General features: G+C 53.8%; 17 protein-coding genes. All 17 read right to left on the reverse strand.

All coding sequences use genetic code 11. The annotated features are described in order from the left end of the window. Positions 1–556: 556 nt before the first annotated feature. Complete coding sequence (rnhB, locus tag HPC37_RS04075) at positions 557–1,156, reverse strand: ribonuclease HII (RefSeq protein ID WP_208121928.1); 600 nt, start codon at positions 1,154–1,156, stop codon at positions 557–559. Next, the gene (gene lpxB, locus HPC37_RS04080; RefSeq protein WP_208121929.1) at positions 1,143–2,297 is read right to left on the reverse strand and encodes a lipid-A-disaccharide synthase; all 1,155 of its coding nucleotides are present in this window, start codon (positions 2,295–2,297) and stop codon (positions 1,143–1,145) included. Before lpxB ends, rnhB begins: the two co-directional genes overlap by 14 nt. Further along, positions 2,294–4,573, reverse strand: a complete 2,280-nt coding sequence (locus tag HPC37_RS04085) for an ATP-binding protein (protein WP_208121930.1) — start codon at positions 4,571–4,573, stop codon at positions 2,294–2,296. The genes lpxB and HPC37_RS04085 overlap by 4 nt, the downstream gene beginning before the upstream one ends. Positions 4,574–4,664: 91 nt before the next feature. Further along, the gene (locus HPC37_RS04090) at positions 4,665–5,522 is read right to left on the reverse strand and encodes a phosphoribosylaminoimidazolesuccinocarboxamide synthase (protein WP_208121931.1); all 858 of its coding nucleotides are present in this window, start codon (positions 5,520–5,522) and stop codon (positions 4,665–4,667) included. 57 nt (positions 5,523–5,579) lie between these two features. After that, positions 5,580–6,497 (reverse strand): UDP-3-O-acyl-N-acetylglucosamine deacetylase, encoded by a 918-nt coding sequence (gene lpxC / locus HPC37_RS04095; protein ID WP_208121932.1) that lies wholly within the window; start codon positions 6,495–6,497, stop codon positions 5,580–5,582. Positions 6,498–6,529: 32 nt separating this feature from the next. Further along, positions 6,530–7,693, reverse strand: a complete 1,164-nt coding sequence (gene ftsZ, locus HPC37_RS04100; RefSeq protein WP_208121933.1) for a cell division protein FtsZ — start codon at positions 7,691–7,693, stop codon at positions 6,530–6,532. Between the two features lie 72 nt (positions 7,694–7,765). After that, positions 7,766–9,046, reverse strand: coding sequence for a cell division protein FtsA (gene ftsA / locus HPC37_RS04105; protein WP_208121934.1), 1,281 nt, complete (start codon positions 9,044–9,046; stop codon positions 7,766–7,768). 22 nt (positions 9,047–9,068) lie between these two features. Then, positions 9,069–9,755 carry a cell division protein FtsQ/DivIB gene (locus HPC37_RS04110; RefSeq protein WP_345790003.1) on the reverse strand — a complete coding sequence of 229 codons (687 nt, stop codon included), beginning with the start codon at positions 9,753–9,755 and terminating at the stop codon, positions 9,069–9,071. A gap of 105 nt (positions 9,756–9,860) precedes the next feature. Further along, positions 9,861–10,787, reverse strand: coding sequence for a D-alanine--D-alanine ligase (locus tag HPC37_RS04115; RefSeq protein ID WP_208121936.1), 927 nt, complete (start codon positions 10,785–10,787; stop codon positions 9,861–9,863). Positions 10,788–10,796: 9 nt separating this feature from the next. Continuing rightward, positions 10,797–12,236 (reverse strand): UDP-N-acetylmuramate--L-alanine ligase, encoded by a 1,440-nt coding sequence (murC, locus tag HPC37_RS04120; RefSeq protein ID WP_208121937.1) that lies wholly within the window; start codon positions 12,234–12,236, stop codon positions 10,797–10,799. Between the two features lie 12 nt (positions 12,237–12,248). After that, complete coding sequence (murG, locus tag HPC37_RS04125) at positions 12,249–13,298, reverse strand: undecaprenyldiphospho-muramoylpentapeptide beta-N-acetylglucosaminyltransferase (RefSeq protein ID WP_208121938.1); 1,050 nt, start codon at positions 13,296–13,298, stop codon at positions 12,249–12,251. 9 nt (positions 13,299–13,307) lie between these two features. Further along, positions 13,308–14,495 carry a putative lipid II flippase FtsW gene (gene ftsW / locus HPC37_RS04130; RefSeq protein WP_208121939.1) on the reverse strand — a complete coding sequence of 396 codons (1,188 nt, stop codon included), beginning with the start codon at positions 14,493–14,495 and terminating at the stop codon, positions 13,308–13,310. Then, on the reverse strand, positions 14,495–15,802 hold the full coding sequence (murD, locus tag HPC37_RS04135; RefSeq protein ID WP_208121940.1) for a UDP-N-acetylmuramoyl-L-alanine--D-glutamate ligase: 1,308 nt from the start codon (positions 15,800–15,802) through the stop codon (positions 14,495–14,497). Before murD ends, ftsW begins: the two co-directional genes overlap by 1 nt. 9 nt (positions 15,803–15,811) lie before the next feature. Continuing rightward, complete coding sequence (mraY, locus tag HPC37_RS04140) at positions 15,812–16,894, reverse strand: phospho-N-acetylmuramoyl-pentapeptide-transferase (protein WP_208121941.1); 1,083 nt, start codon at positions 16,892–16,894, stop codon at positions 15,812–15,814. Then, positions 16,888–18,258 carry a UDP-N-acetylmuramoyl-tripeptide--D-alanyl-D-alanine ligase gene (gene murF, locus HPC37_RS04145; RefSeq protein ID WP_208121942.1) on the reverse strand — a complete coding sequence of 457 codons (1,371 nt, stop codon included), beginning with the start codon at positions 18,256–18,258 and terminating at the stop codon, positions 16,888–16,890. Before murF ends, mraY begins: the two co-directional genes overlap by 7 nt. 9 nt (positions 18,259–18,267) lie before the next feature. Next, complete coding sequence (gene murE / locus HPC37_RS04150; protein WP_208121943.1) at positions 18,268–19,731, reverse strand: UDP-N-acetylmuramoyl-L-alanyl-D-glutamate--2,6-diaminopimelate ligase; 1,464 nt, start codon at positions 19,729–19,731, stop codon at positions 18,268–18,270. Between the two features lie 8 nt (positions 19,732–19,739). Then, positions 19,740–21,572 carry a peptidoglycan glycosyltransferase FtsI gene (gene ftsI / locus HPC37_RS04155; RefSeq protein WP_208121944.1) on the reverse strand — a complete coding sequence of 611 codons (1,833 nt, stop codon included), beginning with the start codon at positions 21,570–21,572 and terminating at the stop codon, positions 19,740–19,742. Positions 21,573–21,577 lie beyond the last annotated feature (5 nt).

Below are 21,577 nucleotides of genomic sequence, written 5' to 3' on the forward strand. Positions count from 1 at the left end.
TTTGCTCGCCCAAAGAAATCGGGGAAAGAAACGGCGTTGCCATTTTTAAGGAAATCTCGCTTGTTGGGAATTTCTACGTCGCATTTAATGCAGGCGCTTAAATGCTTCCTTGAAATTTACCCAACCGCTCCATTTCCGCGCGAAAAATGGCGGACCGAACTACGACATTCAGTGTTTTGTAGATCAAAAGTGCGGTTTCAAAGTCAGTTTAAAAGTGCGGTGACCGCACTTTGCATTTCAAAATTAAAAATTTCGCTATACGATCGCCCCCGGAATAAGATGCTGAGCGTGTGCCTAAAGTGCTAGGCGAGGGAGGGTTTGATCCCGAGCGAGTCTTAGTAATTTGGCGCTAAGCGAATATCTTATGGACAGGGGCAAAATGTCGTTTCTTTGCTTCCTTTCTTTGGACAAGCAAAGAAAGGAAGTCACCAACGGCGAAACCGTAGCGCCATGACGGAGTCATGAAAGAGAACAGGGAGAAAACGATAGAGATAACGAAGTTATGAACAAGCGCGCGCCGAGCGCCTGCACAAAACAACGAAAACCCAAAGTGCGGTTAAACATCCTTAAGGGCGCGGCGGACGGGGGCGAAAGAGCGACGATGATCGGGCAACGGGCCTAGCTCGCGTAATTTCGCCAAATGCAACGCCGTCGGATACCCCTTATGCTGCGCAAAACCATAGTCAGGATACCGCGCATCCAATGCCAGCATCTCCGCATCGCGCGCCACCTTGGCCAAAATTGACGCCGCGGAAATCTCTGCGACCAAACTATCCCCCTTCACCACCGCCTGCGCAGGTTGCGCCAAATCTGGCGGCACGCGGTTGCCGTCAACCAACACAAAGTGCGGTTGCACAGGCAAATTCGCCACCGCACGCTGCATGGCCAGCAAGCTGGCGTGGAGAATATTCAACTCATCAATCTCCCACGCCTCGGCGCGACCATAGGCATAGGCCAGCGCATTGGCTTTGATCGCCTCGGCTAGCATTTGTCGCTTTTTCACGCTGAGTTTTTTCGAATCCATTAGGCCTGCAATCGGGCGGGCGGGGTCTAAAATCACCGCGGCGGTGACCACCGCACCCACCAGCGGGCCGCGGCCGACTTCATCCACGCCGGCGATGAGGCCCACATTGTGCGGATAGTCAAACTTCACCATTGAGCACCTCCACCACCGCTTGCGCGGCTTGCTCGTCGGCGTTGCAGCGGATGTGTTGATGCAGCTGCTTGAACCGCACTTTGAGTTGTTGCGCCTTATCAGGATTGCTTAAAATAGCGCCAATTTCCTCACAAATGCGCTCCGGCGTGCAGTCATGCTGGATAAGCTCGGGCACCAGTGGTGCATCGGCCAGCAAATTCGGCAGCGAGATATACGGCGTTTTCACCAAGCGTTTGGCGAGGAAGTAAGTCAGCGGCTTCATTTTGTAGCACACCACCATCGGCGAGCCGCACAGCATGCACTCCAGCGCCGCGGTGCCCGAGGCCAGCATGGTCGCACTCGCCAGCTGCATCGCCTCGCGCGCGTGGCCGTTTAGCAACGTGAGCGCGAGATCGGGCGCAAGTTGTTGTTTCATCGCCTCAAATTGGGCGCGGCGTTTGGCGTTAACAAAAGGCACCAAAAACGTCACATCAGGAAAGCGCGCTTTAAGCTGTTGCGCGGCGTGCAAAAAGGTCGGGGTGAGAAACGCCACCTCTGCCCCGCGGCTGCCTGGCAACATCGCGACATAGCGCTTATCTGGCGCGAGATCAAGGGTTTGCGCCACTAAAGTGCGGTCAACTTCCAGCGGGATGGCATCGGCCATGGTGTGGCCCACAAAGCGGCACGGCACGTTGAAGCGGTCGTAAAAGGCCTTTTCAAACGGCAAAAAGGCCAGCACAAGGTGGGTGGCTTTGGCGATGGTGTGAATGCGATTTTGCCGCCACGCCCATACCGACGGGCTGACATAATGAATCGTTTTGATGCCGTTGTCTTTAAGCACGCGCTCGACCGTGAGGTTGAAATCGGGCGCGTCGATGCCGATGAAAATATCCGGCCGTTGCGCCAATAAATAGGCAATCAGCGCTTTGCGCCTTTTGAGCAGGCGCGGCAGGTGCTTGACCACCTCCGCCAGCCCCATCACGGCCAGTTCTTCCATATCAAACAGGCTTTCCATGCCGGCTTGCTGCATTTTCGGCCCGGCAACGCCGATAAAGCGCGCGTTGGGGTAATGCGCTTTGAGCGCGTCAATCAAGCCCGCGCCTAAAATATCACCTGAGACTTCCCCTGCCACAATGGCGATGCACGGCTGCTGTGTTGTCATAGTGTTCCTTGTGCTTGTTGGTCTATCCATTGGCGCAGGCGGTCAAACTCCGCGCGCCAAGCTTGCATTTGCGCCACCCACTGGGCGATGTGCTCGCGCCAGCCCTCGCGTTCAGTGTGCTGGGCCAGCTCAGCCACATCGCGCAGCGTGGCCAGCCCAATCGAGGCGGCCGCGCCTTTGATTTTGTGCGCGCACTCGCCGACCGCACTTGCGTTTTCTCCTGTGGTGAGGAAGCGCTGATAGGCGGTGTTGAGCTCGCCAATGTAGCTTGGCATGCTGCGCTCAAACAGAGCTAAACTTTCGAGCACTTGCGCTTTGCCGAGCAGCTCGAGCAATTGCGTGAGCAGCGGTTGGTCAAACTCACTTGTAGTGCTTTCGCTTAGCGCCGCGCTGGTGCTTGGCTCAATGCCGTCAAACAGCGCGTGCAGCGTGGCGTTGAGGGCATCAAGTGACAGCGGCTTGGCGAGCGCGTCGTCCATGCCGTGCTCGAGATAATAGGTTTTATCCCGCATCACATTGGCGGTGAGCGCCACCAGCGGCGGGAGGTAGTCAATTTCATCGTTTTCATAGCGTGCGCGCAGGGTTTGGGCGATGTCAAACCCGCTCATATCCGGCAGCTGAATGTCGAGTAGCAGCAAGTCGTAACTGTTTTGCTCAAATTTGGCCAACGCCTCGGCGCCGTTCATCGCCACATCCACACGGTAGCCCATTTTCTCCAAAATGGATTTGGCGACGATAATGTTGACTTCAATATCTTCCACCAGCAAAATGTGCAGCGCTTCAATGTTAGGCGGCAGCGCAGCATCTGTTTCTGGTGCAAGGCTTGGCGCGAGGATATCGAGGGTGAAGGTGGTGCCCGCCCCTAGCGTGCTTTGCACCGTTAAATCGCCGTGCATCAGCTGCGCGAGGGTTTTCGCCACATTTAGCCCAATGCCCGAGCCGAGCGCGCGCATATTGGCATCACCGCGCACTTGGTAATACATCCCAAAAATTTTGTCCAGTTCATCTTCAGCAATCCCGATGCCGCTGTCGCTGATGGCAAAGGTCAAGCGATTAGGCTGTTGGCTGGAGACCGCCAGTTTCACCCAGCCTTTTTGGGTGAATTTCACGGCGTTGTTGATCACGTTCCACAAAATTTGATTGAGCCGAATGGCGTCCACCTCAATCCAGTCTGGCAAATTGGGTGAGAGTTCGAGCTTGAATTGCAGCTGCTTTTGCGCCGCCATCACTGAGGCGATATTGTTGATGTCGTTTAATAATTGATTGAAATCGCAACGCTTTTCAGACAGCTCAATGCGTTGGGTTTCGATTTTTTCCAAATCCACTAAATCGTTGAAAATATGCCCAAGGGAGACGGCGCTGACTTTGATCGTCTGTAAATAATCGCGCTGCTGCTCGGTCAAATGGCCGTCAAGCAAAATGCGGCTTAGGCCGATGATGCCGTTGAGCGGGGTTTTCAGCTCGTGGCTGATGGTGGTCATCATCTGGGTTTTATCGCGGCTATTTTTCTCCACCATCGCTTGGTAATTGCGCCGCTCGGTGATATCACGCCCAAAGCCAATCACCAAGCACTGCTCGCTGGCTTTGTCAAAATAGGGCACTTTGACGATTTCAAAGCACGCTTGCTGGCCGTTAGGGTACGTCAAATGCTGCTCGTAGCTGAGCTTGCGCCGCGTTTGGCGCACCAAAATGTCGCTGGCTTGGGCTTGTGAGGCATTTTCATCACTGAAAATATCCATCGGCGTGAGATTTTTCAGCTCCGCCTCGCTTTTGCCGGTGAGGCGCTCCACCGCCTTGTTGGCGCCACGGTAGCGGTGGTCTTCCCCGCGGTAGAAGACCAAATCCGGCGAGGCATCAAAAAACGAGCGCAGCAATTGCGCGTTGCGCTCAAGCTCCAGTTGCACCCGCTCGCGCTCTTTCACCTCGGCGCTGAGTTGGCGGTTTTTGTCGTTGAGTTCGCGGTTGAGCTGGTTGTCGTGGGCGCGCAAGGTTTGCAGCTGCACCAGCGTTTTTTCACTGCGTTGGCGCGCTAGTTCAAGGCGCTCGATAATCACCGAGAAAAAATAGATCGCAAAAGGCGCGGAGCACAGCCCAAACACCACTGAGCGGATAATGTCTTGCCAGTAGAGGTTGCCGGTAAAAATCAGCGTGGTGATGGCTTGAATAATCAGCGCGTAGCCGGCCAGGAAGATGAGCCCGAGCAGCGAAAAGCGGATTTTGCCGATGCGGATGACCCAGTCGATGTAGCGTTGCAAATAGGTTTTGACGTTTTTCATGGGGCTTGTTGGTGATTGCAGTTACCCCGATTGTAGGCAAAGGCACGCCATAAAGCAACCGCACTTTGAGCGCAAAGTGCGGTTGTGGTGATTACGCGGTGAGGATGTTGAGCGCCTCGCGGTATTTTGCGACTGTTTTTTCAATCACATCGGCGGGCACTTTTGGCGCCGGTGGGCGTTTGTTCCAGCCACTTTGCTCAAGCCAGTCGCGTACAAATTGTTTGTCGAACGACGGCGGATTGGTGCCCTCTTGGTAATTTTCCACTGCCCAAAAACGGCTAGAATCCGGTGTGAGCACCTCGTCCATCAGCGTTAATGTGCCGTTTTCATCGAGACCAAATTCAAATTTGGTATCACAAATAATGATGCCTTTGCTCAGTGCGTATTCCGCCGCGGCGGTGTAAAGCGCGATGGCCTTTTCCCGCACTTGGGCGGCCAGTTCTTTGCCAATGAGCTGCTCGCATTGTTCAAAGGTGATGTTTTCATCGTGGTCACCCACCGCCGCTTTGCTTGATGGGGTAAAGATTGGCTGTGGCAATTTGCTCGCCTCCACTAGGCCTTCAGGCAGTTTGATGCCGCAAATTTCACCGGTTTTGCGGTAGTCTTTCAAGCCGCTGCCAGTGAGATAGCCACGCACAATAGATTCAATTTTAATCGGCGTTAAGCGCTTGCACACCACCGCGCGGTGTTGCAACTGCTCGGCTTGTGCTTTGGGCAAAACGTCAAACACGCTGTCGCCGGTGAAGTGGTTTGGCATGATGTGGGCGAGTTTATTAAACCAAAAGTTGGAAATTTGGGTGAGAATTTCGCCTTTTTGCGGGATCGGGTCGTCTAAAATCACATCAAAGGCGCTGAGGCGGTCGCTGGCCACCATCAGCATACGTTTGTCGTCGATTGCGTAAAGATCCCGCACTTTGCCAGAATAAATTTTGTCTAAGCTGATGTCCATTTGCTGTACTCTTTTTTGCCAATAAAAAAGCCATATTCGAAAATATGGCTTGTTTGATTAAATCATAATTTGTGCTGGTGCAACATAACCTTGTGGGATGCGAGTTTTTTCATCGAAGGTGATGTACTCCCACGCCTCACTGTCGGCGAGCAAGGCACGCAACAGTTTGTTATTGAGCCCATGACCAGATTTGAACGCGCTGTATTCGCCGATAATGTTGTGGCTGGCCATGTAAAGGTCGCCCACCGCGTCAAGCAATTTGTGGCGCACCAGTTCGTCTTCAAAGCGCAAGCCATCTTCATTTAAAATGCGGTAGTCGTCAAGCACAATGGCATTGTCTAAGCTGCCGCCAAGGGCGAGGCCTTGGGCTTGCAAGTATTCAATGTCTTTCATAAAGCCAAAAGTGCGGGCACGGCTAATTTGCTGGATAAACGCTTGGCTTGAAAATTCCAGCTCATAGTGCGTGACATTTTCCGCAATGGCTGGGTGTTTGAAATCAATAGTGAAATTGAGCTTAAAGCCGCTGTATGGCTTGAGCTCCGCCCATTTATCGCCGTCTTCAACGCGCACGCGTTTTTTCACGCGCAAGAAGCGTTTGGCGGCATTTTGCTCTTCAATCCCCGCGTCCAACAATAAGTAGATAAACGGTGCGGCACTGCCGTCCATGATAGGGATTTCAGGCGCGTCCACTTCCACGATAATGTTGTCGATGCCAAGGGCGGCAAGGGCGGCATTGATGTGCTCAACGGTTGACACACGCACGCCGTCGTCATTGACTAAACAGGTGCAAAGCATGGTGTCGCGAATGGCATCAGCATTCGCCACAAAGCTCACTGGCGGGTTGAGATCGGTGCGGCAATAGATCACGCCTGTGTTTTCTTGCGCAGGGCGCAATGTCAGGGTGACTTTTTTGCCACTGTGCAACCCGATGCCAGTGACTTTAATACTTTGTTTGAGTGTTCGTTGTTTTAACATAACCGTTTCACTTAGCACTAAAAGTGCGGTAATTAATCTGCTTGTTTTCTTAAGAAAGACGGCACATCAAAAAGATCTTTTTCTTCTTTTGGTGCAGGGGCTTCAGCGCCGACCGCACTTTTATTGTTGTAATTTCCGCTCGCGTAACCGTTGTTAGTTGGCGAATTTAAATTGGCGTTGTCAAAGCCTGTGTTTGGCTTAACTAGCACCACTTCTTCCGCTTCACGCATGCCACCGATGCCAGTTGCCACGATGGTGACACGGATTTCGTTTTCCATCTCTGGCACCAAGCTTGAACCCACCACAATGGTCGCTTCTGGGTCAGCAAAGGCTTTCACGGTATCACCAATAGTGTAGAACTCATCCAAGCTCAAATCAGGGCCAGAGGTAACATTGACCAGCACGCCACGCGCACCTGAGAGGTCGATATCTTCCAACAATGGGCTGGCGACCGCTTCTTGCGCGGCTTGGTCTGCACGGCCACTGCCTGCTTCACCTTGGCCGATACCAGTACCCATCATGGCGTTACCCATTTCTTGCATCACGGTGCGCACGTCTGCAAAGTCAACGTTGATCAAACCCGGTGAGGTGATCAACTCAGAAATGCCGCGCACAGCGTTGCGTAAAATTTCATTTGCGGTTGCAAAGGCATTGATTAGGGAGATGTTTTTGCCTAGCACCTTTAATAATTTGTCATTAGGGATAACAATCAATGAGTCCACGTGTTGCGACAGCGCTTTAATGCCTTGCTCAGCAAAGCTCATGCGACGTTTGCCTTCAAAACCAAATGGTTTTGTCACCACGGCGACTGTCAAAATGCCTAGTTCTTTGGCAATCTGCGCCACCACAGGTGCAGCACCCGTGCCCGTGCCACCGCCCATGCCGGCTGCGATAAACACCATATCGGCGCCATCAAGGCAGCTGCGGATGGCTTCTTTGTCGTCTTCTGCCGCTTGGCGGCCAACATTCGGGTTAGCCCCTGCACCTAGACCTTTGGTGGTGGCGCCACCAATTTGAATGGTTTGTTGCACGAGGCTTTTGCGCAATGCTTGAGCATCCGTGTTGATTGAATAAAATTCCACACCGTGCATATCTTCTTGCACCATGTGGTTAACGGCATTACCACCGCCGCCACCAACGCCGACGACTTTAATTACAGCATCGGAAATATCTTCAAACTCGATTGGCTCAAACATAGATTCTCCCTATTATGTTTGCTTTCTAATTTTTTGCTAATTGTTTCTATTCTAAGCTAAATGCGTCAATTATCAAAACTGATTTTTCACCCAATTGGCCATTTTTTTCACACTGCCGAGCAAATTAAAGCCATTTCCGCCCTTATCTTGGCGGGTTAAATCATCGGGCGCGTCGTGATTGTGCTGCAACAGCCCCAGCACGGTGGCGTATTGCGGCTTGTTGACATAGTCTGTTAGACCCGTCAAATTCAGCGGAGTTCCCACCCGCACTTGTGGGCCGAACACATTTTCAGCACACGCGAGAATGTCGTGAATTTGGGCGCCACCACCGGTGAGCACCACGCCTGCGATCATGTCAGATTTAATGTGCTTGGCATCCAGCTCTTGTTTGAGTTTGGCCAATTCATTGTTCACCAAGCCCAAAAGCTCACTGTAGCGGTCTGAAATCACCTCTGATAGCATGCCACGTTTAAGCACGCGCGGTGGGCGGTTGCCAATGCTTGGCACTTCAATTTTCTTCTCGCTTTCGCCACGCAATTCTTCGTCTTTGCCTAAATTGATCGCGCTGCCAAAGGCGACTTTGATTTTTTCTGCCTCAATGCGTGAGGTGCTGAACACATACGCGATGTCGTCGGTCACACGGTTGCCCGCGTAAGGAATCACCTTGCTAAAGCGCAGCGCACCGTTGGTGTAGCCGATGATGTCAATCGTGCCACCACCGATGTCAATCAAGCATACGCCAAGCTCTTTTTCGTCTTCAGTCAGCACAGAATAGCTTGAGGCCAGGCCTGAGAACACCACTTCATCCACTTTGAGGTTGGCGCGCTCCACGGCCTTTTTCAAATTGTTCAGCAGGTTTTGATTAGCCGCAATCAAGTGCGCTTGCGCTTGCAGCCGCACGCCTTGCAGCCCGAGCGGATTTTTAATATTCGGCTGATTGTCAACGGAGAACTCTTGTTCAATCACGTGCAAAATGCTCAAGCCCTCGCCGATTTTAACCGATTGCGCAATGGTCATGGCATCATCAATTTCATCTTGGGTGACCTCACCGTTGCCGATCGGCACCCAGCCACTTTCGTTAAGGCTGCAGATGTGATCGCCGGTGATGGCGAGCGATACGCTAACAATTTGGCAATCGGCAATGGATTCCGCACCTTCAATTGCGCGTTGAATGGAGTTGACCACCGCGTCAAGGTCAGTGATGCTGCCGCGGTCAATCCCTTTTGACGGGCTGCTGCCCACGCCAAGCACGTTAACTACGCCATCGGGCAGCACTTCACCTACAACGGCAACGACTTTGGACGTGCCGACTTCCAAACCCACTTTTATTTTTGAATCAACGATTTTTGCCATAATTGTCACTTCTTGCCCATGGTTATTCGGTTAGCTGCTCAGGTGCGCTGATCGGGCGAAAGCCCACGGCCGCACCGCTTGCATAGCGTAAATCAATATAATCAATCGCCTGATTTTCAGGCACCTCAATTTGCGGGAAAATTGTCGCTAAGCGGTCAATTTTCTGCTTCCACTCACCGCGCCCAAGTTTCAAACTCACGCCAGAATCGAGCGTGACCTGCCAGGCGCCGCGGTCGTCAATCTCTAATGACTGCAAGGTCATATTTTTCGCTTTCAACGCCTGGCTGATTTGATGCCAAGCGCTGAGCACATCGCGGCTTTGGAAATCATTGCCGCGCAAAATCGGCAGCACCAAATTTTGGCGCTTTTCTTGCGGCAGGCTGAATATCGCGCCATCGGCGGCCAGCAACTGGTTGTCGTTCCAATAGGCCACAGGGATATATTCGGCCACCGCAATGCTTAATTTATTCGGCCAAATTTTGCGCACCAGCGCGCCACGCACCCACGGCATCAGCTCAATTTGTTGTTTAATTTTGCTGACATCCTGAGAAAAATAGCCCTTCAGTTCGCCAAATTGGGTCAAACTGCTGCGAATATCCTCAAACGTGGTGTATTTCGGCTGGCCGATCAGGCCAAACGCGCTAATGGGTTTGTCATCCAGTTTTTCCAAAAACTCATCCCAATGGGCGTAGGCGAAATATGCAAGCACTATACATAGTACCACAAATAGCGATTTAAGCGGAAAAAACTTAAAGCCGCTCTCGCCTACACTCACCTTGGCTTTTTCGGTTTTGGACGCGGTTTAACAGCCATATTATTCGCTCAGTTGTAAAATTTTCACCACCAGTTGGCTAAAGCTCAAACCGTGTACTTTAGCCGACATCGGGAACAGGCTGTGGCTGGTCATGCCTGGGTTGGTATTCACCTCCACCAAGCGAAACGCGCCGTTGCCATCTTCCATCACGTCAATTCGGCTCCAGCCACGGCAGCCCACGCTGTCGTAGGCTCTTTTCACCAATGCGCGCAACTCCTGCTCACGCGCCTCACTCAGGCCTGCTGGGCAAAAATATTGTGTAGCATCAGAGAGATACTTCGCCTCGTAGTCATAAAATTCGCCTTGGGGCACAATTTTCACCGCCGGCAGCACCTCGCCGCCAAGCACAGGCACGGAATACTCCGCACCTGCCAGCCACTCTTCGATAAGTGCGGTTTGGTCAAATTCGAGTGCGTAGTCAACCGCACTTTTGAGTTGCTCGGCGCTGTCAACTTTGGTCAGCCCCACGCTTGAGCCTTCAAGGGAGGGTTTAACCATCAGCGGCAAGCCCAAACGCGCGACCACGGCATCAACATCCAACGCGTTGGCCGTTTCGCGGGTGACCACTTCCATCTCGGCAATCGGCAGGCCTAAGCCTTTCCATAACAATTTGGTGCGTAATTTGTCCATGGTTAACGACGAGGCGAGCACGCCACAGCCGGTGTACGGCACGCCGATGCACTCCAGCAAGCCTTGCACAGTGCCGTCTTCACCACCGCGGCCATGCAAAATGTTGAACACGCGATCAAAGCCGTCTTGTTTTAAATTGGCCAGCGCGTAGTCTTGTGGGTCCACGCCGTGGGCATCAAACCCCGCCTCACGCAGAGCCTCGATAATCGCACTGCCCGAGGCCAGTGACACTTTGCGTTCTTCTGAGCTGCCGCCATAAAGCACGGCGATTTTTTGTTGTTGTAAGGTTTTCATCACACTGCTCTTTTATTGTTGAGTTGTCCATAGATCAACCAATTGGCGCGAAAGTTTGCTCACATTGCCCGCCCCTTGCGCCAGCACTAAATCGCCGTCTTGCAGCACTTGATCCATAATCTCAGGCAATTTGGCCGGATCCGACACTAGGATTGGGTCCACCATGCCAAGGTTGCGAATCGAGCGGCACAGCGCGCGGCTGTCTGCTCCGGCAATCGGCTCTTCGCCAGCGGGGTAAACGTCGAGCATCAGCAGCACATCAACTTTGGAAAGCACTTGCACGAAATCATCGAACAAATCGCGCGTGCGGGAGTAGCGATGGGGTTGAAACAGCATCACCACCCGTTTGTTTTGCCAGCCTGCGCGCGCTGCTTGAATGGTCACGTCCACCTCGGTTGGGTGGTGGCCGTAGTCATCCACCAGCATCACCGCGCCGCATGGGCGTTGGAAGGTGCCGAGCTGGTCAAAGCGACGCCCCGCGCCTTGGAAATCAGAAAGTGCGGTCAAAATCGCTTGGTTGTCAATCCCCTCTTCTTTCGCCACAGCGAGTGCGGCGGTAGCGTTGAGGGCGTTGTGTTTGCCTGGCACATTGAGCACCACGCTGAGTGTTTCCCCACTTGGGAACACCACGTCATAAAGGCCTTGAAAAGCCGTTTGGCGGTAGTTTTCAATGCGGTAGTCGGCCTTTTCGCTAAAGCCGTAGGTGATCACCTGCCGACCAATTTGTGGGATCAGCTCTTCAATCGTGGCATCATCGGCGCACACCACCGCTAAGCCATAAAACGGCAAATTGTGCAAAAAGTCGATGTAGGTTTGCTTCATGCGGGTAAAATCGCCGTGGTAGGTTTCCATGTGGTCAGGTTCGATATTGGTGACCACCGACACCATCGGCTGCAAGTGCAAAAACGACGCGTCACTTTCATCAGCTTCGGCAATCAAATAGCGGCTGGCGCCTAAGTGCGCGTTGGTGCCGGCAGATTTCACCAAGCCGCCGTTGACGAATGTCGGGTCTAGCCCTGCTTGGGCGTAGATCATCGCAATCATGGCTGTGGTGGTGGTTTTGCCGTGGGTGCCGGCGATGGCAATGCCGTGGCGAAAGCGCATGATTTCTGCCAGCATTTGCGCGCGCTGAATCACGGGGATGCGCGCTTGGCGAGCAGCTTGCACTTCAGGGTTAGTGTTTTTAATCGCGCTGGAGACCACCACCACGCTGGCGTTGGTGACGTTTTCAGCCGCGTGTTGGAAATAGAGCGTCGCGCCTAATTTTTGCAAGCGCTCGGTGACCGCACTTTGGTTAATATCAGAGCCGGTGACTTTGTAGCCTTCGTTAAGCAGCACTTCGGCAATGCCGCCCATGCCCGCGCCACCGATGCCGACAAAATGAATTTGCTGCACGCGGCGCATGCTCGGCACGATGTCACGGATATTTTTGTGTAATTCGTTATTATTCATTGTTTCCTACTTTCATTTTGCCACGCTGACAATCACATCCGCCACCTTTTGGGCAGCATCGGGCGTGGCTTGCATTTTGGCCTGCTGCGCCATGTCAGACAAGCGCGCACGGTCAAGCTGTTGCAACAAGCCGACCATGCGATCAGGGTTGAGCTGCGCTTGCTCGATAATCTCCGCGGCGTTGTTGTCGGCTAAAAACTTGGCGTTGAGGTATTGCTGGCGATCTTTATGCTGAAATGGCACAAACACCGCCGCCGCACCGACGGCAGCAATCTCACACACTGTCAACGCGCCACTGCGGCACAGGATCACATCGGCCTCGGCGTAGGCGCTGGCCATATCGTCAATAAATTCGCTCACCTCAACCTCGGCGCCGTCAGGGTAAAACGCCTGCACGGCCTCCACGTTGCCTTTGCCCACTTGGTGGCGAATGCGTAATTCAGGCATTTTTTTGACCACCTCAGGCATTAAGAAGTTTAACACGCGCGCGCCTTGACTGCCACCAACAACCAGCACCTTCAGCGCGCCGTCGCGGTGGGCAAACCGCACTTTGGGTTCGCTTTGTTGGAAAAACTCCTCGCGCACAGGGTTGCCCACCACCTCAGCGTCTTTAAACGCATTGGGGAAGGCTTGCAGCACGCGGGTGGCGATTTTGGCCAGCCAGGAATTGGTCAAGCCCGCCACGGCGTTTTGCTCATGCAGCACAATCGGCACGCCGCACAGTTTAGCGGCAATGCCACCTGGGCCTGACACATAGCCGCCCATGCCGAGCACGGCGTGGGGCTTGTAGTCGCGGATGATTTTTACCGCCTGCCACACCGCGCGGGTGATGGCAAACGGCGAGGCCAAAAGTGCGGTCAGCTTTTTGCCACGCAGGCCAGAAATTTTGATAAATTTGATATCAATGCCGTGCTTTGGCACCAATTGCGCCTCCATGCGATCGCGCGTGCCCAGCCAGCAAATCTGCCAGCCTTGGGCTTGCAATTTGCGCGCCACGGCAATGGCAGGGAACACATGCCCACCGGTGCCACCGGCCATGACTAATAAGCGTTTTTGTTCCATTTATTCTCCTTAATCCTCTCGCAGGTGGGCGTGGGCGCGGGCTAGGCGGTTTTCGTGGTCGATGCGCAAAATCACCGCCACCACCAAGGCACTGACCATCAAACTCGAGCCACCGTAGCTGATAAACGGAAAGGTAAAGCCCTTGACCGGCAGCACCGCCATGGTCATGCCTAAATTATAACACCCTTGGAAGAAAAACCACGCCACCGCGCCAAAGGCAAAATAGCCACCAAAGCGCTGGCCTAAGAGCAAAGACTCTTTGCCGATTTTGAGAATGCGCAGCAGCATCAGCGCGAACAGCACCAGCACGCAGAAAATACCAATTAAACCAAATTCTTCACCGAGAATCGCCATGATAAAGTCAGTGTGCGCCTCGGGCAGGTATTCCAATTTTTGAATGGAATTGCCAAGGCCGGTGCCAAAAAACTCACCGCGGCCGTAGGCAATCAACGAGTTGGTAAGCTGAAAGCCCGCGCCGAACGGGTCATCAAAAGGGTTGGCGAAGGAGGTTAGGCGCTTCATCCGATAGGCGGAGTTTAAAATCAAGAAATAAACGCCAAGCATGCCCAGCGCCGCCAGCACCAAGAATTGCATCAGTTTCGCGCCAACCAGAAACAACATAATAGACACGATGATGGCCAGCACAATAAAGCTGCCGAAATCGGGTTGCAGCAGCAAAAATGAGGCCAGCACCACCAGCACAATGGCCGGCTTGACCGCACTCAATTGTTTTTCCCGCACTTGTTCATAGCGGCGGACAAAATAGTTTGAGAGGTAGCAAATCATCGCAAATTTGGCAAATTCCGCTGGCTGAAAATTCAAAAAGCCCAAGCCAATCCAGCGCCGCGCGCCGTTAACCGATTTGCCGATGCCGGGCACCAGCACCACAATCAGCAGCAATATCGTGATACCCAGGATAAGCGGGCTCCATCTTTCCCATTTTTCAACAGGGATAAACACGAACATAAAGGCCACTAGGCAGGCCATAGCGATGTACATCATCTCACGGATGGCGAAATAAAACGGGTCGTCGTAAAGGCGGCTGCCCTCAGAGATGGACGCCGAGGTGATGATCACAAAACCAATCGCCATCAGCGAGATGAATTGCCACAGCAAAGTGCGATCATAAAGCAGATGATCGGGCGTGAGGGTGAACCATTTTTGGCTGGCCGCGCGCAGGCGAGCACTTAATGTCATCAGCGGCTCTCCTTTTGTGCCAGCGCCTTGAACACCTCTCCGCGGTGCTCAAAGCCATTGAATTGGTCAAAGCTAGCGCACGCCGGCGAGAGCAACACCATGTCACCTGGCTTAAGCACGCGGCGGATGGCGTCAATGGCCTCTGCCATGGTGTCAAAGCGTTGCGTGCGCGGTGAAAGTGCGGTCATCAAATCGCCGTCTTGCCCAAAGCAATAAAGCTGGATAAACTCAGGCGCGACCGCACTTTTGAGTTCGTTAAAATCTTGCCCTTTGCCCAGCCCGCCGAGCAGTAAATGCAAGGTACCGTCGAGCTGTAAGCCGTGCAGAGCCGCCTGCGTGCTGCCAATGTTGGTGGCTTTGGAGTCATTCACCCAGCGCACGCCGTTGTGTTGGTGCACCAGCTGGAAGCGGTGATCTAACCCCTTGAAGCTTTTCAGCGCGGCAATCGCGCCTGTGCGCGCAATGCCCGCCGCGTCCGCCAGCGCCAGTGCCGCCAAGGCGTTGAGCTCGTTATGGCGGCCTACAATGCCGAGATCGCGCGTTGTAAGCACACGCTCACCTTGAGCGCACAGCCAGGTGCGCTCGCCGTCTGGCTGCAGGCAATAATCGGCATTCTCGACGCCAAAGCTGATCGCGTTGACCGCACTTTGCGGTTTGGTCAGTGCATCTTGCGCGTTGAAAATAGCGTGTTGTGCGCCTGTGTAAATGCGCATTTTCGCTTGTTGATAAAGTGTCAGGCTGCCGTTGTAGCGATCGAGATGATCGGGGCTGACGTTGAGAATGGTCGCCGCCACCGCGCGCAAGGATGAGGTGGTTTCGAGCTGGAAGCTTGAAAGCTCAAGCACGAAAAGATCATAATCGCCCTCAAGCAGCGAGAGCGCTGGGATGCCAATATTGCCACCCAGGCCGACTTTGATGCCTGCGGCTTTGGCCATTTCATAAACCAAGGTGGTGACAGTGCTTTTGCCGTTGGAGCCAGTAATCGCAATGATCGGCTTGCCTGTGGCGCGGCAAAAAAGCTCAATGTCGCCCACCACGTCAACGCCGGCGGCGATCGCCGCTTGGATTTCATCTTTCGCCAGCGCCACACCGGGGCTTAACACGATTAAATCACACGCGTTGAGCCACTCGCCATTCAGGCTGCCAAAATGCGCCTCCACGCCTGCTGGCAGCGTGCCGTTAAATTTTTCTCTCGCGCGGGTGTCGATGGCGAGCACGCGGGCACCGCACTTTGTCAAATAGTCAATGCTTGACAGGCCACTTTGGCCGAGCCCGACAACACAAATGGTTTTGCCTTGATAGTCCATCGCCTGCCCTTAACGCAATTTCAGCGTGATTAAGCCAATTAACACCAGCACCAGCGAGATAATCCAAAAACGGATAATCACACGCGGTTCAGGCCAGCCTTTGAGCTCAAAATGGTGGTGAATTGGCGCCATACGGAAGATGCGCTGCTTGCGGATTTTATACGAGCCGACTTGCAAAATCACCGACAAGGTTTCCATCACAAACACGCCACCCATGATCACCAGCAAAAATTCTTGCCGCACCAATACAGCAATCACACCCAGCGCACCGCCGAGTGCCAGCGAGCCCACATCGCCCATAAACACTTGCGCCGGATAGGTGTTGAACCACAAAAAGCCCAAGCCCGCGCCTACGATAGCAGTACACACAATCGCCAGCTCGGCGCTGAGTTTGATGTACGGAATGTGCAAGTATTGCGCAAAATTCACATTACCTGTCGCCCACGCGATTAAAGCAAAGGCGCCTGCAACGAGCACGGTTGGCATAATCGCCAAGCCGTCTAAGCCGTCGGTGAGGTTAACTGCGTTGCTGGTGCCAACAATCACAAAATAAGCCAGCACCACATAAAACAGCCCCAGTTGCGGCATCACTTCTTTGAAAAACGGCACCACCAGCTGGGTGGCGGCGGTGTCTTTGCCGATGGCATACATCCAAAACACAGCGATGAGTGCCACCACCGAGAGCCAGAAATATTTCCAGCGGGCAATCAGGCCGTCGGTGTTTTTGCGCACCACTTTGCGGTAATCATCAAAAAAGCCAATCACGCCGTAGCCAAACAGCACAAACAGCACGCACCAGACGTAGCTGTTGGTTAAATCCGCCCACAACAAGGTGCTCACACCGATGGAAAAGAGGATCATAATCCCGCCCATTGTTGGCGTGCCGCGTTTGCTAAAGTGGCTCTCTGGCCCGTCGTGGCGCACCACTTGGCCGATTTGCAGCATTTGTAAACGGCGGATAACCTTCGGCCCGATCCACAAGCAGATCATCAGCGCCGTCAACAGCGCCACAATGGAGCGGAAGGTGAGATAAGACACCACATTGAAAATCGTATGGTATTGAACCAGATATTCAGCCAACCAAACTAACATACTTTATCCTTTAATTGCGCGATCACCTCTTCCATCCGTTGTGAGCGCGACCCTTTGACTAAAATGACCATTTTTTCGTTTGCTAAACCGCACTTTTCAATCGCTTGGCACAACGCCTGGCAAAGTGCGGTTTTGTCAGTGAAATGTTGCCCGTGGCACAGTGCGCTGATTACCGCACTTTCTTTCCCAAAGCTCAGCACGCCGTCAAGCTGGGCATCGCGCGCGGCCTCGCCCACACTGCGGTGGCAGGCTTGGGTGTTTTCGCCCAGCTCGGCCATGTCCCCCACCACTAAAATCCGCTTGCCTTGCGCGCGCGCAAGCACCGCAATGGCGGCTTTGAGGGAGTCCACATTGGCGTTGTAGCTGTCATCAATCACCAACACATTCTCGTTGAGCGGCACAGGGAATAACCGCCCTTTGACGCTGTTGCGCTGCTCAAGGCCGGCTTTCACTTGTTCTAAACTCGCGCCTGCTTGCATCGCCAACGCGGTAGCCGCCAGCGCGTTGCTGACGTTATGCTCGCCGAGATATGGCGAGTTTATGGCGATAGCCCCTTGTGGCGTGACCAGCTCAAACGTGGCACCACTGGCGTGGAGTTTGACGTTGCGCGCGGTGTAATCCGCGCTGTCGCTTAACCCAAAAGTCAGGCATTGGCGCGCGCCGATGGCTTCCCGCCAGACACTGTCTCTGTAGTGGCATTTGGCGTTGATAAGGGCAACGCCGTCGGCAGGCAAGCCGAGGTAAATTTCGCCTTTCGCTTGCGCCACGCCTTCAAGGGAGCCAAAGCCCTCAAGATGGGCGGGTGCGACGTTATTCACCAGCGCCACGTCAGGTTCTACCAGTGAGGTGGTATAAGCGATCTCGCCTTTGTGATTGGCGCCAAGCTCAATCACGGCAAATTCGTGCTCAGGCGTTAAATTGAGCAAGGTGAGCGGCACGCCGATATCATTATTAAAATTACCTTGGGTGAACAACACCTTGCCCTTTTGCGACAAAATCGCCGCGGTCATCTCTTTCACCGTGGTTTTGCCAGAAGAGCCGGTCATCGCCACCGTCTTCGGCTTCAGTTCGGCTTTCAGCCATTTGCCGAGCTGCCCAAGGGCTAAGCGGGTGTCACGCACCACCAGTTGCGGCACGCTTAAAGTGCGGTTGGGTGCTTCCACCACCAGCGCCACAGCGCCTTGCTCGGCGGCGGCGTCTAAATAGTTGTGCGCGTCAAAGTTCTCCCCTTTGAGGGCAAAAAACAATGCGTTGGGGCACGGCTTGCGCGTGTCGGTGCTCACCGCGGTGCAGGCCACATCGCCCGCACCAATTAACTCGGCGTGGAGGATCTCTGCAAGCTGTGCCGTTGTCAGTCTAATCATATTTGTCGTCTATTGGTTTAAAAACTGCTCGACCATTTCACGGTCGGAAAAATGGTGCTTCTCGCGCCCGATAATTTGGTAATCTTCATGACCTTTGCCCGCCACCAGCACCACATCATCGGCTTGGGCGTGACTGATTGCGTATTCCAGCGCCTGTTCACGGCCACTGATGCTACGCGCATTTGCCTGAGCGCTCAAGCCTTGCTCGATGTCGGCAAGAATTTGCTTGGCATCTTCTGTGCGCGGGTTGTCGTCGGTGATCACAATGCAATCAGCCCATTTTTCGGCCACTTGCGCCATCAATGGGCGCTTGCCTTTGTCGCGGTCGCCACCGCAGCCAAACACACACCACAATTTGCCGTGGCAGTGAATGCGTGCCGCGTGCAAGGCTTTTTCTAACGCATCAGGGGTGTGGGCGTAATCCACAATCGCAGTTGGGCAATTGGGCGCGCTGAACACTTCCATCCGCCCGCACACGCCTGTCAGTTGCGCTGCCGTTTCGCAAAGTGCGGTCAACGGATGGCCAAGTTGCAACAAGGTGGCGGTCACTAACAATACATTGCTGACATTAAACGCGCCGATCAGGCGGCTTTCCAACACGCCTTCACCCCAGCTAGAATCAATTTCAATCCGCGCGCCTTGGGCGTGGTAGGTCACCTCCCTGGCGCAGACAAAAGTGCGGTCGGCCATGCGTTGGCCTTGGCTGCTCACGGCAACCGCACTTGGCAAGCACTCACACCACTGTTTGCCAAGTGGGTCGTCAATGTTGATGATGCGATGTTTCACATCTAATTCAGAAAACAAGCGGAATTTCGCCTCGCCGTAGGCTTGCATGGTGTAGTGGTAATCTAGGTGATCGCGGCTTAAATTGGTGAAAATCGCCGCCTCAAAGCGCAGCGCCTCCACCCGGTGTTGCACCAAACCGTGGGAGGAGACCTCCATTACCGCGGCTTTAGCGCCTTGGGTTTTGAACTCGTGCAAATTGGCCTGCACCTCAACGGCGGAGCCGGTGGTGTTGACCGCACTTTTCACTTGGCCATAAAGCCCGTTGCCGATGGTGCCCATCACCGCCGAGCGCGTGCCTAACAGCTCCAGCCATTGCGCCAGCAGCTGCGCCACGGTGGTTTTGCCATTGGTGCCGGTGACACCAATCACGCACAAATCACGGCTTGGGTTGGCATAAAAATCCCCTGCAATCTGGCTGAGCTTTTGCTCAAGGGCAAAAACGTGCACCACGGGCACGTTTTCTTGATAAGTGATGCTGCCCTCTTTTTCAGGGTCATCGGTTTGCGCCAGCACCAGCGCGGCTCCTTGGGCAACCGCGTTCGGGATGAATTTGCGCCCGTCCACACTGTGGCCATTGAGTGCGACGAACACATCGTTTTGCCCCACCGCGCGGCTATCAAGCTGCATGTCTCGCAGGCGAAGGTTGGGTAATTGATCAAGTGCAAGCCAATTGGCCAAACGCTGCATTTCGCCTCCTAGTTCATTGGCTGAGATGGCGTGGCCACCGCCGATTGTTGTTGATCAAGGCGAATGATGCGCGTGGCGGTGTCGTTCTCGCTGATGGCATCCGGCTTGATGTTTTGTGAGCGCAAGGTGAATTCCATCACCTTCGAGAACACTGGCGCGGAGATGGCACCACCATAATATTTGCTGCCTTTTGGTTCATTAATCAGCACCACCAAAGCAAAGCGCGGATTGCTCGCCGGCGCCACCCCTGCGGTGTAGGCAATGTATTTATTGACATATTTGCCGTCTTCAATTTTTTTCGCCGTACCGGTTTTGATCGCCACACGGTAGCCTTTCACGGCGGCCGCCACACCACCACCGCCTGGCAAGGCGACGGTTTCCATCATGTGAATCACATCGCGGGTGGTTTTTTCAGGAAACACGCGGGTGCCGATAACTGGCGGGTCAACTTTGGTGATCGACAGCGGGCGATAAATGCCAAAGCTGCCCAAGGTGACGTAGGCGCGTGCCAGCTGGATTGGTGTGACCATCAAGCCGTAGCCGTAAGAGATGGTGGCGCGCTCAATGTCGGCCCAGCGTTTGCGGTGTGGCAAAATGCCTTGTTGCTCACCAATCAAGCCAAGATCGGTGGCTTTGCCAAAGCCCGCTTTTTCGTAGGTTTCCACCAGCGCGGTCGGTGGCATCGCTAAGGCGAGGTGGCTTACACCCACGTTACTGGATTTTTGCAAAATGCCGGCAATTGAGAGTTTGTCGTAGTTGGCCACATCGTGAATGGTGTGCCCGTTGACGGTAAATGGGCGGGTGTTGAGCACTGAGTTTTTGTTCACAATGCCGCGTTGAAGTGCGGTCAACACCACAAACGGTTTGACCGTGGAGCCTGGCTCGAAGGTGTCGGTGATGGCGCGGTTGCGGCGCAAATCTGCCTTCACGGTGGTGTTGCGGTTATTTGGGTTGTATGACGGCGCATTAGCCATGGCGAGCACTTCGCCAGTGCGGATATCCACCAGCACAATGGTGCCAGACTCGGCTTTGTTTTCAATCACGGCTTCTTTAATGTAGCGATACGCCATGGATTGCAATTGGTCGTCAATGCTCAAGGTGACATTGTGCGCGTCGTATTTTTGCGTGTCATCCACCGCTTCTACCATGTTGCCTTGGCCGTCTTTGCGGTAAGTGCGGGAGCCGTCTTGGCCGAGCAGCAATTTGTTGAAGCTTTTCTCAATCCCTTCAATGCCCTCGCCGTCAATGTTGGTGAAGCCAATCAAATGCGCGGTTTCTTCCACTTTTGGATAAAAACGACGGAACTCTGGCGTGAGTTGCACGCCTTGGATTTTCAGCTCGCGGGCGTATTTGGCCACCTCAGGTGTGATTTGGCGGGCAAGATAAATATAGCGGCTTTTCGGGTTTTTGCTGATTTTGGCTTTGATTTTTTTATACGGGATTTTCAGTGCATCGGCCAGCGCCTTCCAGCGAGCTTCGTCTTGCAGTGAGCCTTTTTCAAAAATCACTTTAGGGTCGGCCACCAAAGAGTACATCTCCACACTCACCGAAAGCCATTTGCCATTGCGGTCTAAAATCATGCCACGAGCGGAGCGCAGCGCTTGGGTGCGCAGTGAGCGTTTATCCGCCTCGTAGTTCATTTTATCGGCGTTGTTGATCTGCAAATCCACCGCGCGCGCCAACAAAACCGCCATCGCAGCAAAGATAACAGCAATGACGATGTAATAGCGCCATTTGATAAAGGCGCTTTCCACCGCGGCATTTTGTTTGATAGCCGCAGGCGCTTTTTTATTAAACTGTGCGCCTTTTCGTTGATGTTTTTTCGAGAAAAATTTCATCATGCTAC

The sequence above is a fragment of the Spirabiliibacterium mucosae genome (assembly GCF_014884965.1).
In the GTDB taxonomy this organism is placed as follows: domain Bacteria; phylum Pseudomonadota; class Gammaproteobacteria; order Enterobacterales; family Pasteurellaceae; genus Spirabiliibacterium; species Spirabiliibacterium mucosae.

Coding starts and splice junctions, on each gene's coding strand:
- rnhB (WP_208121928.1), bottom strand. CDS start 1,156: ATGGTGAAGTTTGACTATCCGCACAATGTGGGCCTCATCGCCGGCGTG.
- lpxB (WP_208121929.1), bottom strand. CDS start 2,297: ATGACAACACAGCAGCCGTGCATCGCCATTGTGGCAGGGGAAGTCTCA.
- HPC37_RS04085 (WP_208121930.1), bottom strand. CDS start 4,573: ATGAAAAACGTCAAAACCTATTTGCAACGCTACATCGACTGGGTCATC.
- HPC37_RS04090 (WP_208121931.1), bottom strand. CDS start 5,522: ATGGACATCAGCTTAGACAAAATTTATTCTGGCAAAGTGCGGGATCTT.
- lpxC (WP_208121932.1), bottom strand. CDS start 6,497: ATGTTAAAACAACGAACACTCAAACAAAGTATTAAAGTCACTGGCATC.
- ftsZ (WP_208121933.1), bottom strand. CDS start 7,693: ATGTTTGAGCCAATCGAGTTTGAAGATATTTCCGATGCTGTAATTAAA.
- ftsA (WP_208121934.1), bottom strand. CDS start 9,046: ATGGCAAAAATCGTTGATTCAAAAATAAAAGTGGGTTTGGAAGTCGGC.
- murC (WP_208121937.1), bottom strand. CDS start 12,236: ATGAATAATAACGAATTACACAAAAATATCCGTGACATCGTGCCGAGC.
- murG (WP_208121938.1), bottom strand. CDS start 13,298: ATGGAACAAAAACGCTTATTAGTCATGGCCGGTGGCACCGGTGGGCAT.
- ftsW (WP_208121939.1), bottom strand. CDS start 14,495: ATGACATTAAGTGCTCGCCTGCGCGCGGCCAGCCAAAAATGGTTCACC.
- murD (WP_208121940.1), bottom strand. CDS start 15,802: ATGGACTATCAAGGCAAAACCATTTGTGTTGTCGGGCTCGGCCAAAGT.
- mraY (WP_208121941.1), bottom strand. CDS start 16,894: ATGTTAGTTTGGTTGGCTGAATATCTGGTTCAATACCATACGATTTTC.
- murF (WP_208121942.1), bottom strand. CDS start 18,258: ATGATTAGACTGACAACGGCACAGCTTGCAGAGATCCTCCACGCCGAG.
- murE (WP_208121943.1), bottom strand. CDS start 19,731: ATGCAGCGTTTGGCCAATTGGCTTGCACTTGATCAATTACCCAACCTT.
- ftsI (WP_208121944.1), bottom strand. CDS start 21,572: ATGATGAAATTTTTCTCGAAAAAACATCAACGAAAAGGCGCACAGTTT.